This is a genomic window from Frankia sp. CcI49 (genome assembly GCF_001983215.1).
GTDB lineage: Bacteria > Actinomycetota > Actinomycetes > Frankiales > Frankiaceae > Parafrankia > Parafrankia irregularis.
The window spans coordinates 1-15,624 of the sequence record NZ_MOWP01000027.1; the positions used below are offsets into that span (position 1 = coordinate 1).

Annotated in this window: 13 protein-coding genes and 1 pseudogene; 5 read left to right on the forward strand and 9 right to left on the reverse strand. The window is 73.2% G+C overall.

The window, feature by feature from the left end:
* The 3 genes and pseudogenes from CcI49_RS43510 to CcI49_RS23655 form a co-directional block, all read right to left on the reverse strand.
* Nucleotides 1-265 (reverse strand): annotated as a pseudogene (locus CcI49_RS43510) (HNH endonuclease); the annotation flags it as partial.
* 350 nt (nt 266-615) lie between these two features.
* Nucleotides 616-2,133: an alkaline phosphatase D family protein gene (locus CcI49_RS23650; RefSeq protein ID WP_241840230.1), complete on the reverse strand. Its 1,518-nt coding sequence runs from the start codon at nt 2,131-2,133 to the stop codon at nt 616-618.
* A 273-nt stretch (nt 2,134-2,406) separates the two neighbouring features.
* On the reverse strand, nt 2,407-3,552 hold the full coding sequence (locus tag CcI49_RS23655) for a P-loop NTPase (protein WP_054565180.1): 1,146 nt from the start codon (nt 3,550-3,552) through the stop codon (nt 2,407-2,409).
* A 440-nt stretch (nt 3,553-3,992) separates the two neighbouring features.
* Between CcI49_RS23655 and CcI49_RS23660 the strand changes: the two genes are divergently transcribed.
* The gene (locus tag CcI49_RS23660) at nt 3,993-4,427 is read left to right on the forward strand and encodes a MarR family transcriptional regulator (RefSeq protein WP_193209943.1); all 435 of its coding nucleotides are present in this window, start codon (nt 3,993-3,995) and stop codon (nt 4,425-4,427) included.
* Nucleotides 4,428-4,516: 89 nt separating this feature from the next.
* Here the strand turns inward: CcI49_RS23660 and CcI49_RS23665 are convergent, their stop codons facing one another.
* The 3 genes from CcI49_RS23665 to CcI49_RS23675 all read right to left on the reverse strand — a co-directional run bounded on the left by CcI49_RS23665 (nt 4,517) and on the right by CcI49_RS23675 (nt 7,411).
* The gene (locus CcI49_RS23665) at nt 4,517-5,368 is read right to left on the reverse strand and encodes a PHP domain-containing protein (RefSeq protein ID WP_076829454.1); all 852 of its coding nucleotides are present in this window, start codon (nt 5,366-5,368) and stop codon (nt 4,517-4,519) included.
* Between the two features lie 80 nt (nt 5,369-5,448).
* Nucleotides 5,449-5,952, reverse strand: coding sequence for a Sec-independent protein translocase protein TatB (gene tatB, locus CcI49_RS23670; protein WP_054565182.1), 504 nt, complete (start codon nt 5,950-5,952; stop codon nt 5,449-5,451).
* A gap of 118 nt (nt 5,953-6,070) precedes the next feature.
* A complete protein-coding gene (locus CcI49_RS23675; RefSeq protein WP_235497705.1) occupies nt 6,071-7,411 on the reverse strand; it encodes a trypsin-like peptidase domain-containing protein in 1,341 nt (446 codons plus the stop codon).
* Nucleotides 7,412-8,279: 868 nt separating this feature from the next.
* Here CcI49_RS23675 and CcI49_RS41625 point away from each other — a divergent pair.
* On the forward strand, nt 8,280-8,870 hold the full coding sequence (locus CcI49_RS41625) for a hypothetical protein (RefSeq protein ID WP_158230804.1): 591 nt from the start codon (nt 8,280-8,282) through the stop codon (nt 8,868-8,870).
* Between the two features lie 593 nt (nt 8,871-9,463).
* Here the strand turns inward: CcI49_RS41625 and CcI49_RS23685 are convergent.
* Together CcI49_RS23685 and sigE are read right to left on the reverse strand one after the other, a co-directional pair.
* Nucleotides 9,464-10,261 (reverse strand): zf-HC2 domain-containing protein, encoded by a 798-nt coding sequence (locus CcI49_RS23685; protein ID WP_054565184.1) that lies wholly within the window; start codon nt 10,259-10,261, stop codon nt 9,464-9,466.
* The gene (sigE, locus tag CcI49_RS23690; protein ID WP_076829463.1) at nt 10,258-11,178 is read right to left on the reverse strand and encodes an RNA polymerase sigma factor SigE; all 921 of its coding nucleotides are present in this window, start codon (nt 11,176-11,178) and stop codon (nt 10,258-10,260) included. Before sigE ends, CcI49_RS23685 begins: the two co-directional genes overlap by 4 nt.
* Nucleotides 11,179-11,269: 91 nt before the next feature.
* Here sigE and CcI49_RS23695 point away from each other — a divergent pair, with 91 nt between their 5' ends.
* From CcI49_RS23695 to CcI49_RS23705, 3 genes are all read left to right on the forward strand, one after another.
* The gene (locus tag CcI49_RS23695) at nt 11,270-11,932 is read left to right on the forward strand and encodes an O-methyltransferase (RefSeq protein ID WP_054565186.1); all 663 of its coding nucleotides are present in this window, start codon (nt 11,270-11,272) and stop codon (nt 11,930-11,932) included.
* Between the two features lie 213 nt (nt 11,933-12,145).
* Complete coding sequence (locus tag CcI49_RS39845) at nt 12,146-13,324, forward strand: hypothetical protein (RefSeq protein WP_054565187.1); 1,179 nt, start codon at nt 12,146-12,148, stop codon at nt 13,322-13,324.
* A gap of 84 nt (nt 13,325-13,408) precedes the next feature.
* Nucleotides 13,409-13,801: a hypothetical protein gene (locus CcI49_RS23705; RefSeq protein ID WP_054565487.1), complete on the forward strand. Its 393-nt coding sequence runs from the start codon at nt 13,409-13,411 to the stop codon at nt 13,799-13,801.
* Here CcI49_RS23705 and CcI49_RS23710 read toward each other — a convergent pair.
* Nucleotides 13,793-15,610, reverse strand: coding sequence for a leucyl aminopeptidase (locus CcI49_RS23710; RefSeq protein ID WP_076829466.1), 1,818 nt, complete (start codon nt 15,608-15,610; stop codon nt 13,793-13,795). The two genes, CcI49_RS23705 and CcI49_RS23710, sit on opposite strands and share 9 nt — an antisense overlap.
* Between the last annotated feature and the right edge of the window lie 14 nt (nt 15,611-15,624).

The window sequence follows — 15,624 nt, forward strand, 5'->3', positions numbered from 1 at the left end:
GCCCGCACCGCCAGGACAGCCAGTGGGCACACGAGCGCATCCCGATCCCCGACCAGCCGCGACGGCGGTCGAACGCGGCGAGCAGACCGAGCCAGGCGCAGGTCGCGGCCGCGATCCGGCCCGCCCACTGGCAGATCGCGGTCTCCAGCTCCGTGATCGGGACGTCCTCCGGGTCCGCCGAGGAACCAGCAGCGTCCGCAGCGGCATCGGCGTCCGCAGCGGCGGTGGGGGTGGGGGTGTCGTAGGGAGGAACAGTATCGATCATGAGGATCACCGGGCCAGGGGTGTCGTCGACCAGTCGGACCCGCGCATCGTCACACCGACCACCGACAGTTCCACAACCACGACCCGACCCCGACCGTGGCGACGGCCGGCCGACTGCGATCACCGCGACGGGTGTGGGGCGGTTCAGCGGAACCGCCCCACACCCGGGAATCAGCTGCGCGAGAGCATGAGGGAACAGCCCGCCACGATGATCGTGCGAGTGACGGCAGTACGCCGAGCGATCGGCTCGGCCGTTGGGGCGGCGGTCAAAGGTGGCGAGAACGCCGATGTCGAGGCCGAGCCGGGCGGCCCCGGCCGACATACCCGCGGCCGGCGTCCGGCCAGGCGGCGCTATGCCTTGGTCGCGCCGGGCTTGCCGGCTTCGACGACCCAGGTCTGGTCGGTGGACGTCGGGGCGGTGCGCTTCTCGATGGTCTCGACGACCCGCATGTCCGAGCGCCACTCGTCGTTCGTCACCGTGACCCGGGTGTAGCCCCGCCGGTCCCCGCGGAAGTAGCGCACATGGGGGTTGAGGCGGGCGTTGTTCTCCTTGACGAAGTCCTCGCTGACCAGGAAGAACCCCGAGCTGATGGAGGTGCACACGAACTCGGTCGCGATGACCGGGGTCTCCGGCCGGTCGAAGTCGACCCGCAGGTCGTTGACCCACGCGCAGTGGATGTCCCCRGAGAGCACCACCGGGTTCGCCGCCTTGCTGTCGCGCACCGCCGAGAGGATCCGCGTCCGGTACGGCAGGTAGCCGTCGGCCTGGTCCAGGTTGGTCAGCGTCTCGCTGCCGTTCAGCTGGCCGTGCAGCTGCGCCATCATCGTCTGCTGGGCGATGACGTTCCACCGTGACCGCGACGCCCGCAGGCCGTCGACGAGCCACTTCTCCTGCTYCGCACCGGTCATGGTGCCGGCCGCGTTGTCCCGGCCCAGGCTGACGGCGCCGATGCCGTCGGCGGGCGAGCCGGGCTGCGGCGTCCGGTACTGGCGGGTGTCCAGCACGTTGAGGGTCAGCAGGTCACTGAAGCTCAGGCGGCGGTAGATGCGCAGGTCCGGCGAGCCCGGGTCGAGCTCGGCCCGGATCGGCATGTGCTCGTAGTACGCCTGGTAGGCCGCCGCCCGCTGCTTGGCGAAGGTGGCCTGGTCCTGGTGCTTGTCGCCGGTGTCGCCGCTCTCGTCCACGAGGCCCGCGTAGTTGTTCTCGGTCTCGTGGTCGTCCCAGGTGACCACCCAGGGCGCGGCCAGGTGGGCGGCCTGCAGCGCCGGGTCGGACTTGTACTGCCCGTACCGGTTGCGGTAGTCCGCCAGGGTCTGGAGCTGGTCGATCCCGGGCTTCTCCGGGGTGGTGTGGCGGCGGTCCGCGTAGTCACTGTCCGGGTCGTACTCGTAGATGTAGTCCCCCACATGGAGGACGAAGTCCGGGTGGTCGGCGGCGATCGCGTCGAAGGCCGGCCAGTACCCGTTCTGGAAGTCCTGGCAGCTGGCCAGCGCGAAGGCGAGCTGGCCACCCGCGGACCCGGCGGCCGCGGCGGTGCGCGTCCGCCCCACCGGGCTGAGGACATCCCCCGCGCGGAACCGGTAGAAGTAGTCACGCCCGGGCTCCAGGCCCCGCGCGTCGACATGCACCGAATGGGCGAAGGACGCGGTGGCGAGCTGGGTGCCGCCGCGCACCACGTCGGCGAACTTCTCGTCGCGGGCGATCTGCCAGTCGACCTCGATGTCGCGCAGGGGCATGCCCCCGCCCGAGGTCGGTTCCGGCGCAAGCCGCGTCCAGAGGATCACCCCGTCGGGCAGCGGATCGCCGCTGGCCACGCCGAGGGAGAAGACCCCGTCGCGGATCCCGYGGATGGGTGTGGCCGCACGCATCGTCGGCGTCGCCGACCGCGCCGAACCGGACCCACCACCGCATCCACCCACGGTGGCGGCGACCAGAGCGCCGAAACCACCTGCCAGTACAGCCCGCCGGCCCGGCCGTGCGCCCGCGAAGGAACCCCTGTCACCCGCCACGGCCCGATGACACCACAGTGGGGTGAACGGGGAGGGACTGTTCGCCAACCGCCTCGCCAAGTCTCCGGTCGGCCCCCGGCCTCGACCGCGGCCGGCCCGGGGTGGGCCGGGCCGGCCGCTACCGGCTCAGGCTCAGGCCCGGCCGGCGGGGCTGATGCCCAGCGAACGGCCGGACAGGCCGCGGGAGCGGAAGGTGAGCCGCTCGGCGACGGCGCGCAGCGCCTTGCCGGCCTCGGAGTCGGGCTCGGAGAGGACCAGCGGCTTGCCGTCGTCGCCGCCCTGGCGCAGCCGGACGTCCACCGGGATCTGGGCGAGCAGCGGCACGTCGTGGCCGAGCACCCGGGTCAGGCGCTCGGCGACGGCAGCGCCACCGCCCTCGCCGAAGACGTCCACCCGCTCACCGCAGTGCGGGCAGGGCATGTAGGCCATGTTCTCGACCACACCGATCACGTTCTGGTGGGTCTGCACGGCGATCGTGCCGGCGCGCTCGGCGACCTCGGTGGCCGCGAGCTGCGGCGTGGTGACGAGCAGCAGCTCGGACGTCGGAACCAGCTGGGCCAGCGAGATCGCGATGTCACCGGTGCCGGGCGGCAGGTCGAGGAGCAGGACGTCGAGGTCGCCCCAGAAGACGTCCGACAGGAACTGCTCCAGGGCACGGTGCAGCATGGGGCCACGCCAGGTGACCGGCTCGTTCCCACGGGTGAACATGCCGGTGGAGATGACCCGCACCCCGTGCGCCTGCGGGGGCATGATCATCTTCTCGACCTGCGTCGGCGGGCGATCGATGCCGAGCATCCGCGGGACGGAGTGGCCGTAGATGTCGGCGTCGAGGACACCGACGGACAACCCCGAGCGGGCCATCGCCGCGGCCAGGTTCACGGTGACCGACGACTTGCCGACCCCGCCCTTGCCGCTGGCGATGCCGTACACGCGGGTCATGGAACCGGGCTGGGCGAACGGGATGACCCGCTGCGCCGCGCCGCCGCGCACCTTCTCGTGCAGGGCCGTGCGCTGCTCGGGGGTCATGACTCCGAGCGCCACCCGGACATCCCGGACGCCGTCGACACCGCTGACGGCGCGACTGACACGGGAGGTGATCTCATCACGCATCGGGCAGCCGGAGACGGTCAGCAGCACGTTCACGTCGACGGAACCGTCGTCGCGGACGTGGACCGATTCCACCATGTCCAGATCGGTGATCGGCTTCCCGATCTCCGGGTCCAGCACTGTCGCCAGGGCGGACTGGATGGCGTCGGACGAAGGCAGGGCTGGTGACAAGGGAAACCTCAGTCGCGGGTCGACATCCTCGGCCGTGTGGGACCGCGGATGTGCTGCAAAGCGGGGGCTGGGAGGCGCCGGTGGCACGCAGCCGGATCCGGCGCTGTCGGTGGTTCTCGTATGCCAGTGCTCGTATACCAGTGATCGTGTGCCAGTGATCGCACAGCCGTTGGGACTTCGCGGCCGTGGGCCGCGGGTCGGTTACTCACCTGGCGCGACCTCGTTCCACGATAGCCGCCCATCGGCCCCTCGGGCCGGCTCGGCGGTGGGGGGCATAGCACGCCGGGCTTCGGCGCGGACCCGGCGGGTCACCGCGTCGTACTCTGATCGGCGTGGGGCGGATCGACGTGGTGCGGGACAACTCGACCGTGGCCGGAGCCGGAGATGTGGGCAGAGCCGGAGATGTGGGCAGAGCCGGCGAGGTCGTGGATGCCCGCGGCATGCGGGCCTGGCGGCAGCTGCTGAGGGCACACGCCCACGTGACCCGCCTGCTGGAGGCCGAGCTCGACGCCGCGCACCAGCTGCCGCTCGCCTTCTACGACGTGCTCGTGCAGCTCTCCGAAGCCCCCGACCACCAGCTCCGGATGAGCGAGCTCGCCCACAAGGTGCTGCTCTCCCGCAGCGGGCTGACCCGGCTGGTCGACCGCATGGAACGGGAGGGGCTGGTGGAGCGGCGATCCTGCCCTTCGGACGCGCGGGGAACGCTGGCTGTCCTCACCGACGCGGGGTTCAGCCGGCTGCGCGACGCGTCCGGCACCCATCTGCGGGGGGTCGCGCGCCACGTCCTGAACCACTTCACACCCGAGGAACAGGACGTCATCGCCGAGCTGCTGGGGCGGCTGGGAACGTCGGACATCCCGCCCGCCACACACTGAGGCACTGGGCACTGAGAGGCACTGAGAGGCACTGAGAGGCTGGGGACTGAAATCGAGGTGCCGGAACAGCGGCCACCGGGGTGATCGGGTCACCCGGTGATCGGAGCTGCCCCGCTCGCCCTGGCGACCAGCGCCTCGTACGACTCCCGCGACGTGCTCTCCGACCCGAGAACCCTGCGGTCGCCCGTACCACCGTGGAAGTCACTCGACCCGGTGGCCACCAGATCGAGCTCAGCGGCCAGCGCCCGCAGCCGCTCCCGGTCCGGCGGGGTGTGGTCGGGATGGTCCACCTCGACACCGGTCAGCCCGGCCCGCGCCATGTCCACGATGACCTCGGGCCCCACGGTGTCGCCACGGGCGCTGGCGAACGGGTGGGCGAACACGCTGACGCCCCCCGCCGCCCGGATCATCCGCAGCGTCTCCCAGACGTCGGGCTGCTGTTTCGGGAGCCAGAACCGCCCACCGGAGCCGATCCACTCCCGGGTGAACGCGGCCTCCACCGTGGGCACGACGCCCGCATCGACGAGCGCCGCGGCCACGTGCGGGCGGCCGACCGTGCCGCGGGCCAGTTCCTGGACCCGCTCCCAGCGCACCGGATGACCCGCGGCGGCGATCCGCTCCACCATCCGGCGGGCGTGGTTCGCCCGGTCATCGCGCAGCCTGGCGCGCGCGGCGGCGAACCGCGGCTCGGCCCGGTCGAACAGGTAGGCGAGAACGTGCAGTGCGATCCGCCGCCCACCGACCTGCACCGAACAGGAGATCTCGGCACCAGGCAGCAACGTCATCCCGGCGGGCAGCGCGGCGGCGGCCCGGTCGAGCCCGCCGGTGGTGTCGTGATCGGTGAGGGCGAGGACGTCCACACCGGCCGCCGCGGCGGACCGGACCAGCTCGTCAGGTGTGAGCGCGCCATCCGACGCGGTGGAATGGGCGTGCAGGTCGATTCGCGGCGGACGAACCGCTCCCGGAGTGGGCTCCGGCGCGGAGACCGCAGCTTCCGACGTTGCGAGGTCCCGCTGGTCGCTCAGGTGGCGTCCGAATCGAACGGCGCCGAGTCGGCGGGAGGCTCGGAGCGCACGGCGGGAGTGGTGCCGGTGGCGACCGGACGCGCCGCGGACGGGCTCGACTTGGTCAGCGACGGGCGCGGAGCCGGCTTCGTCAGGGACGTCTCGGAGCCGGCCTGCGGCAGCCGATCCTTCGTCAGCGAGGGTGCGGCGGGCGCATCGTCCTCGCCGAGCAGCGAATCGATGGTCCGCTTTCCGGCCGGGTAGCCGAACGGATCATCTTCACCCTCGAAGAGATGCTTACGCACGAAGGTCTTGGGGTGCAGATCCCGGATATCCAGATCAGCGAGCTCGGGGCCCAGCTCCGACCGCAGGTCGTTGCGCATCCCGTTCGCCATCTCGCGGAACTGACGCAGCATCCGGCCAGCGTCACGGGCAGCCTTCGGCAACCGGTCGGGCCCGAAGACGAAAAGCCCGATCAGGAGCAGAACAGCTACCTCGCCCCATCCGACGCCATTGAACACTCGGCCAGAGTACCTCCCCTGCCGCTGCCGGCGAAGGGTTCCGACATGACGAACAGATGTCCTGTTACCTCTCGCGGGCCCACGACCTGCTCTGTTCTTACCCCCACCTTTGTGGTGGTCAGCCCGGCTGTTCCTGAAGTACCACCCGCGTCGTACGCTCGGCACCGGCACGCCAGAAGGTGACGGTGACCGAGTCGCCGACCCGGTGCAGCCGAGTCGCCGCCGTCATGTCGTTCGTGCTGTTGACGGCCATGCCGTCGACCTGGGTGATGATGTCCCCCAGGGTCAGCCCCGCCGCGGCCGCCGGCCCGGTCGAATCGACCTCACGGATGATCGCCCCCGCTCTGGTGCCGCGGGCCCGCGCCTCGGCCGCGGTGACGGTGGCCGCCGACACCCCGAGATAGGGATGTGTCGCCCGACCGGTACGGATGATCTCGTCGGCGACCGAGGCCGCGTAGTCGATCGGGATCGCGAAGCCGACGCCCACACTGCCTGACTGCGTCGTCGCCCCGGGCACGGTGGCTATCGCCGTGTTGAGGCCCACCACCTGCCCGGCCGCGTCGAGCAACGGCCCRCCGGAGTTCCCGGGGTTGATGGCCGCGTCGATCTGGATCGCTCCGATGATGACCGAGGCCCCGCCGCCGTCGACCGGCACGCTCGGATTGCGGTCCAGGGCGCTGACGATTCCGGTCGTCACCGTCCCGGACAGGCCGAACGGCGCGCCGATCGCGATCACCGGCGCGCCGACCACCAGGGAGCCGGAACGGCCCAGTGTCGCCGCCGTCAGCCCGGTCACGCCGGGGATCCGCAGCACGGCGAGGTCGGAACGCGCGTCCCGGCCGACGACCTCGGCCGGCCTGGGCTCCGTGTCGGAGCCCAGCGTCACCACGATCTGGCCGCCCGCGGCGACGGCCGGTGAGATCACGTGATTGTTCGTGAGCACGTAACCCTCGGAACGGATGATCACCCCCGAACCGTTTCCGCCCTCCTCGCCGGCGGTCACATCGATGGTCACCACCGACGGCATCACCCGGGCCACCACGTCCGCCACCGAGCCGGGGTCGATGACGGTGGGTGCCGCCTCGGCGGACGTGGCCGGCCCCGACGTCTGCGCCGACTCGTCCGTCACCGCGGCGATCGTCCCGCCACCGACCACCCCGCCGAGCAGACCCGCGATCACCGCGGTGATGACGAGCGCCCGGCGGCTGTGGACCGGCCGCGATGCGGGGACACGATGGTGCTGGGCGGCCGCGCCAGTCGCACCGTCGAGTGACCCGGGCGCCGCGCCCGTCGCCCCAGCCGGCTGCGCTGGCCTTCTGCCGCCGACGGACGGGCCGTCACCCGGGGCGCCGGGCGTTCCGGCCGTACCCGATCTGCCGGGCGGGGCCGCCGCCCCCGTCAGCTCCGACGGAGGCGGTGTGGTCGGGCGCGGCGGGCGTCGTTGGGACACCAGGTCCATGAACGGGTCGGCTGACGGCCGGCTTGGGGCCCGGGTGGCGGTCGTCTGCGCGGGCCGCCCCGCACCCGACCAGTCACCCGACGGCCGGCTCGACTCTCTGGGCAGCTCATCCGGTCGATCGCCACGGGCACGCCCGATGTCGGCCCGTGACGTCGCGTCGGCCCGTGACGTCGTGTCAGCCCGTGACGTCGTGTCAGCCCGTGACGTCGTGTCAGCCCGTGACGTCGTGTCAGCCCGTGACGTCGTGTCAGCCCGTGACGTCGTGTCAGCCCGTGACGTCGTGTCAGCCCGTGACGTCGCGTCGGCCCGTGACGTCGCGTCAGCCCGTGACGTCGCGGCCGGCCGAGGGGTCTTGTCCGGCCGAGAGGTCGCGTCCGGCCGAGGGGGCACATCCGCGGCGGGCACGGTCCGTGCGGTGCCCTCCCGTGTTGTGTTGTTCGCCGCCTCACGAGACGGCTCTCGCGTCGCCTCACGGGAGGTGCTGTCCCGGCCGGCTCCGCCGGGCGAGAGTCTCGCTGCCGGCCGTGCCTCCCCCGCATCGCGCGGGGTGGCAGCCGGCCCCACGCCGGTCGGACGCGGCCGCGCGGGCGACGAAGGCGGCGCGGACCATTCGCCGCGTGCGCTTTCGAACAGGCCACGGGACGGGCCGGGCCGCCGTTCGCGACCCTCAGGAGACACCGTCGGCGCGCCCGGGCGAGCGACGGGGTTCTTCTCCGGCGCTGCCGGAGCACTGCTGGCAGGCCTCCTCGGCGGGGTACCGCCGGCGCCGCCGGTCCCGTCCGTCCCCTCGGCCGCCCGATCCGCCCGATCCGCCCGATCCGTGCGGTCGGCCGGATCCGCGCGACTGGCCGGCGTCGTCGCCTCACGCGTGGCGGGCGCGCCTCCCCTGACCTGCGACGGCGGGCGCACCGGTTCGACGAACGGCGGTCGGTGGACCGGCTTCGCGCGGCTCTCGTGCCCCGGTCTGGGCTGGCCCGGCCCGCCCCCCGACCCGGATGCGGTCTCCGCCGCCGGGGTCTGGGCGGCCCTGGCCGTCGACGCATCGGCGGCCCTGGCGGCCGGAGCATCGGCTGCCAGGGCCGCCGGAGCATCCGCCGCCCTGCCCGGAGCGGCCGCGGACCTGCCCTGCGGGGCGTCCGCCGGCCGGTCGGCCGGAGCATCCGCCGGCTCGCTGGCTGCGGTCTCCGCGGGCCTGCGGGCCGAGGTCTCCGCGGACCTGCCGCGAGCCGCCGCGGCCGGAGTCACCGGTGGAGTCCGTGCCGCCGAGGGGAAAGGATCATCCCGCCGGCCAGGCCGAACCCGGGCGGTGACCGGGCGCCCCGCAGCCGCGGCGCGATTCGCGGCCGGAGCGGCGGCTGCCCCGGACCCGGGCGTGGACGCCGCTGCGGACGTGGACGCATCCTGCCGCGCCGCTACGCGCTCGCCCACCGCTGGACGCCGATCCGCCCCTGCACGCTGATCGGCCCCTGCACGCTGATCGGTCACCGGACGCTGGTCGGCTGCCGGTGCGGAGCCGGCCGGACGGCGTTCAGGTCCGTGCAGCGGCAGCGCCGTCGGGACGGGACGGTCGGCGCCGCCCGGTGACGGAGCGGTGCCCTCGGCCGCGGGTGGACGTAGCCGCGGCGGCCGGACCACCGGTGCGCCCCGTGACGATCCCACGCCAGGACGGGCATCTGTGGTCTGGTCGTCGCCGGTGCTGTCCACATGCCCTCCCCGAAGTGCCCGAGCGCCACGCTGAAGACCGCGGGCTTCCTGCGGGCCGAGGCACGATCCGGCCAACCAGGCGGACAACACGGTAAAGGGTGCCAGACAGGCACAGGAAGGTCAGCGGGCATGAATTCCCTCCGCGCCCCCCAGCGCGGTAACTCATCGTGAGGGAAGCGCGGCGTTCATGCACCCGACAGCGGCCACCTGCCGCATTCATTGGGGAAAATGAAGATTCGTCGACATTTGAGCTAGCCCGGTCGGGCATCAAATGATCAGTGAACGGCAGACCGAGATCGGTTCACGCGGTCGGCAGCCGTGCGGGGCGCCGCCGCCGCATCAGCCCGGTCAGGGCCTCGGGAACGAAACCGTGGCGATCATCGGGCTCGGACGCATCATGTTGATCGCCGGAGCCTTGGCCGGAATCGCGGTCGCGCTGGTCGGTGCGGGTATCGCCGGCAGGTCGGAGGGGCGGGCGACCGCACCCGCGTCCGCGAGCGCCGAACCACTGACCGCGAGCAGCATCACGGCCGCCGAGCCGACAAGGGTGCGGCGCATACGGCTCCGGTTGCCCGATCGTGGGTGCGGCGCGGGACGCCGAGCCGAGGGGCCCGCGACCCTCGTCGCTCCACTGGCAGCCACCCAGAGCACTCCACCCGGCGCGGACCAGGCGGACCGCCCACGCGCACCACCCGGCGGCCGCCCCGCCCCCGCCGCCGGCCGCACAAGGCTCACGCCGCCGCCCGCGAACGGGCCGGCGGGCCGGAACGGACCCGGCGCCCGGGTCAGGCCACCCGGCCGGGAGCCAGCCGCGGTGAGCTCCGTGGCCGGCCCGCGCACGACGGGGCGCGCCGCGACGAAGCCGCTCGCCGCGCCGATCAACGGTCGCGGCGCCGAGGGCGCCGGGGTGGCCCGCAGCGCGGCCTGGTACTCACGTGCGCCCAGGCCAAGCAGGTTCGCGGCCAGCCCGCTCGGCAGGGAAGGCTCGGCGAGCCCGACCAGCCGGGCTTTGAGGAATCGCTGCTCGGCAACCTCGGCCTGGCATGCGGGACACCGGGTGAGATGTGCCAGGGCTCGGTCACGGTCGTCATGACCGAGCTGCCCGTCGACCAGGGGGGTGACAAGCACGCCCAGATGACCGCTCACGCCCGCCGCTCCCGAGGAGCACCGCCCTCGGCACCGACGGTACTGCTCACCGGACCACGGCGACGCTCGCTCCGGCGACCGCGCCGGCCCGACCGCTCCGGCTCGGTGACACCGTCGGCGAACGACCCCTCGCCACGCCCAGCCGGCTCCGGCTCGGCGACCTCGTGCTCCCAGCCGCCCGGATCGGCGGCGGAAGGCGCCTGTGCGGAAGCGGGACCGGCAGCCGCGGCCAGCGGAGCGCTCTCGGGGCCTTCGGCTGCCATCGCCGCCCGCGGCGCCCGGTCGGCGAGAGCCGCCCGCAGCATCGCTCGCCCGCGGGAGATCCGGCTGCGCACGGTGCCCAGCTTGACCCCGAGGGTCTGCGCGATCTCCTCGTACGAGAGCTGCTCGATGTCGCACAGCACGACCGCGGCCCGAAAGTCGGGCGGCAGCGCGGCGAGCGCCGCCTCCACGTCCGCGTCCAGATGGCTCTCGGCGTAGACCGCTTCCGGGCTCGCCTCCCGACCGGCCAGCCGCTCGGTGTCCTCCGGCAGCGCGTCGAACCGGATCTTCTGCTGGCGGCGCATCCGGTCCAGGAACAGGTTCGTGGTGATGCGATGCAGCCAGCCCTCGAAGGTGCCAGGCGTGTAGTCAGCCAGGGAACGGAAAACCCGGACGAAGACGTCCTGCGTGAGGTCCTCGGCGTCGTGGGCGTTGCCGGTCAGGCGATAGGCAAGCCGGTACACCCGGTTGCCGTGCTCGCGGACCACGTCCTCCCAGGACGGGGGCACCCAAGCACTCATTTCTGGGGCGGCGGCCGCGCCCTGGACGGCCGAACCCGCCCCGAGCTCCTCCGCCGCCACAGCCGCCTCTCGGTCGGTTCGCGACGAACGTACCCGACGCGCCGGCCAGGGAGCGGCGAATCCCGCTGCGGACACCGATTTTTCTCCCCTCGACCCAGTCGACACGGGCGCACTGCCAAGACGAACGTTCCTGTCTCGTCTCCCGTTCCCGTAGGCTGCGGATGTCATGCCGGACATCGACATCGCGGCACGGGAATCTGCCGTCGCCTACGCCGAGGGCTTCCTCCTGGAAGACCCCGTTCTTCGTGCTGCCCGCGCTCGCGCCGAGGAAGTCGGGATCGTCCCCGTCAGCCCCGGCGCCGGAGCCGTGCTTCGTTTCCTGGCCGCCTCCGTGGGAGCCCGTGCGGTCGTCGAGATCGGAACCGGTACCGGGGTATCCGGGACCTGGCTGCTCCGCGGGATGCGACCGGACGGAACCCTGACCACCATCGACGTCGAGGCGGAGCACCTGCGGCTGGCCCGCCGGATCTACGCCGACGCCGGGATGGCACCGGGGCGCAGCCGGCTGATCACCGGGCGCGCCCTGGAGGTGCTCCCCCGACTCACCGACGGCGCCTACGACCTGGTGTTCTGCGACGCCGACCGGCGGGAGAGCACCGAGTACCTCACGCAGGCGCTGCGGTTGCTGCGGCCTGGCGGCGTCGTGGCGTTCGCCGGGGTGCTCGCCGGGGGCCAGACGACGGACCCCTCGGCCCGCAGCCCGGACGTCACCGCAGTGCGCGAGCTGGCCACCGCCGTCCGGGACGACGCGCGGCTCACCCAGATGCTCCTCACGACCGGGGATGGGTTGCTGGTGGCGGTCGTCGCGAAGTCGTCACCGGTCGGCTGAACCACCCGAACCAGTCGAACCACCTGTACCGGCCAGCGGGCGGCTCGCGCGCGGAGCGTTCGAACTGGGTTACGGTTTAGGCTCTTCTGTGCCGGGGCGAACATTTTGTCCGCCCGTACGATCCGTCGCGGCGTCCGATCCGGGTCGGGCCCGCGGCGGTCGACACAGGTCGGACGACAGCGTCGAGCCGGGAGTGAGCAGGTGCGCGGTCAGGTGGATCGTCGTCGTTTCGACGACGACTACAGCCGCGATGGCGACCCCGGCGGGTTCGGCGAGTCGTCCCGTTCCGGCTACCCCGAGTGGCCTGACCACATCGACCACTCCGGCTACCCCGAGTGGCCCGACCACGCCGACCACTCCGGCTACTCCGATCGGTCCGGTCCCGTCGCTCGCTCCGCCGCCCGGTCCGACCAGTTCCGGGGTCCGCAGGTGTCGGCCTCGAACACCCGTGGCACCCGGCCCGGCCATCACGAAGGCGCCGGCTGGGCGGAAACGCGCGACCGAGGCCGTTTCACCGACCCGGCCGCGCGCTCCGGTGGGAGGCATCCCGGCGGAGCCGACTACGCCGACGATCCGACACCGGCACCGGGCCGGGAGCCGGGCCCCGGGGCCGGGCGCGGACCCGGGCAGGCGAGCCGTTCGGGCCGGCCGGCGCCGGCTACCGGCGACGACGGGTCCAGCAACTGGGCGGCCAGCCGGCCGGCCTATCCGGGCACCGGAGGATTCCCCGGTTCCGATCGGGCCCGGCCACCGGCGTCACCGCCACCGCGGGAGCCGGGCGAGAACTGGCTGGGCTGGGTCGCCTTCCTCATGGGCATCGCCGTGCTCGCCGGCGGCGCCGGCTACGTCCTGAACAGGATCACCACGGGCGGGCCGGCCGGCGGCGCGGTCCCGTCCGCGGCAGCCACCGCCGGCACCCCGACGGCGAGCCCGGCCGACCCGAGCCAGACCGATCCGGCAGCGGGCTCATCCGGTCAGGCGACCGGCCCGACCGCCGAACAGGTCGCGATCATGCTGGCGAACAGCGGGCTGCCACTGCGGACCACCGTCGTCTACACCGCGCAGAACGACCCCGACGCCCTCCTGGGCCGTCCGGGCGGCTACCTCAGCCGGATCGCGTTCACCGACAGCCGGGTCAGCGCCAGCGAGATCGCGGGCGCGCCGGCCGACGCGATCGAGCGGGGCGGCGCCATCGAGGTCTTCCACGCCCCGGAGGTCGCCCAAGCCCGGGGCGCGGCACTGAGCGCCCCCTCCGCCGGCGGCGACCCAGCCGCCGAATACACGTTCGTGCAGGGCCGGATCGTGCTGCGGCTGTCACTGATCCTCACCGAGACGATGGCGGCGGGGTATCAGGCCGCCCTCGGGAGGATCGGCGGCGGCGAGTCACCCTAGCGGGTCGCGCCCGGTCGTCACTCCCCGGGCCCGAAGGCCCGGATCCGGGGAGTGCGGCACCGCCCGCGGGGGCAGGCGTACCGCATGAACATCCGCGAGTTCTACGATGCCGATCCGCGCCGGCAGACGTCCGAAGAGGTCGCTTTCGGGTATGGCTGGACCACCGAGGACGACAAGCACTCCACCTACCGGCTGAGCTGGGTCGCGGACACCGGCGAGGCCTACATCGTCCGTGAGCCGCATCCGGGGGGCATCCTCGCGCGCTACCTCGACCAGCTCCGGGTCGATCAGGTCGACGTAGGGGAACTGCTGGTCGAGGTGCTGGCGACGACGGACCGGTACACCCTCGAGGCCGCCCTCGCCGGCTGGCCCGCGGTCATGCCGGAGAAGAACAGCCTGCACTGGGCGCGGCGACAGCTTGCCGCGCTGGGCTCGGCGAACAGTTCGCCGAGCACGACGCGGCCGCCCTCAGCCTGACCCCGGCCCGGCCAGGTAGGCGATCAGCGTGCGGACGCCCCAGCCGGTGCCGCCGCGGCTGATCTCACCGTCGTCGGAGTCCGCGCGAGCCGTGCCGGCGATGTCCAGGTGTGCCCAGGGGCGACCACCGGTGAACTCCCGCAGGAACAGCGCCGCGGTGATCGAGCCGCCGTTCACGTCCATCGCCCGGCCGATGTTCGCCAGATCCGCCACGGGCGAGTCGATCGCCGGCCGGTACTCCTCGGTCAGCGGCAGCCGCCACACGCGCTCCCCCGCGGCGGTGGACGCCGCGGCGAGCTCGGCCGCGAGCGTGTCGTCCGAGGAGAACAGCCCGGCGGTGCGCCGGCCCAGAGCGACGGTGATCGCACCGGTCAGGGTGGCGAGGTCGACGATCTGGTCGGGCTCCAGCGTCGCGGTGGCATAGGCCAGGCCGTCGGCCAGGACGAGGCGCCCTTCGGCGTCGGTGTTGAGCACCTCGACCGTGGTCCCGCCCCAACAGGTGATCACGTCACCGGGACGCATAGCGGACCCGCCGATGAGGTTCTCCGCGAGGCAGAGCAGCCCGGTGACCTTGCCAGGCACGGCCAGCTCGGGCAACGCCGCCATCGTGCCCAGCACCGCCGCGGCGCCGGACATGTCGGTCTTCATGCTCGCCATGGAGACCGACGGCTTGAGCGACAGCCCACCCGAGTCGAACGTGATCCCCTTGCCGACCAGCACCCGATGCCCGGGCTCGACGCCCTCGGGCCCAGGCGGGCCGTCGTAGGTGAGCCGCACCAGGAACGGCGGGCGCGGCGACCCGCCGCCGACCGCCACCAGCCCGCCGAAGCCCTCCCGAACCAGGTCGTCGTGGTCGAGCACCGCGACGTCCAGGCCAGCCTGGGAGGCGACCAGCTTCGCCTGGTGAGCCAGCCAGGCCGGTGTCTTGACGAGGCTCGGCATGTTGATCAGATCGCGGGCCAGGCAGACCGCGTCCGCGACGACACGTGCCCGGCGCACCGCGTCCACGACCGCCGGGTCGCCGGCCTGCTCCAGGCTCAGCACCAGCACCCGGTCCGCCCGCGGGTCGGCCGCCGCCTCGTCCGCCGTGGCCGGCTGCGGCTCCGGCACATCCTGTTGCCCGCCGTCCGGCTGGACGTCCTGCTGCTGCCCGGCCGGCTGGTCCCGCCCGCCCGATGCCTCGGGCCCGTCCGGCGACGGCCCGACGACCCGCACGGCCACGCTCCCGCCGGCCGCGCGGTCCCCGTCGGGGACGGCACCGGCGACGACGTCGGCGAGGCGGTAGGAGGCCAGCGCGTGGCCCTCGACGAACGCGTACACCCGCTCGGCATCCGGATCGGCGACCACGAAGGGCCGCCCCTTGGCTCCGGCCCGGCGCGCGAGGACGGCCCCCGCCGAACGCCAGTCCGCGGCCTCACCGGCGCCCACGCCGAGCAGGAACAGCCGCCAGGGACGTTCGGCCCGGGACAGCGGAACCGTCAACAACCCACCGGTGTCAGCCCGGAAGCCCTCGTTCTCGATGAGCCGATCAACGTCGACACCGACCCGTGTGCAGGCGCGGCGACCACGGTCAGGCACGACGACAGCACCATCGACCGAGGCGACCACGACCACGAGAACGGAACTGTCCGCACCCACCGCGCCCACCTCACCCGGGGCGACAGCCGGCTCGGCGGCCGGTTCCCGGCCCGACGTGGGCTGGTCGACGGATGCGAGCAACGGGTGGTCGTCGGAGGTGACCAGGACGAGCGGAGCTCGGTACCTCGACTCCGCGAGGTCGGCCATCGATGCGACAGCAACCGTGCTCATGCCCCGCTCACCGC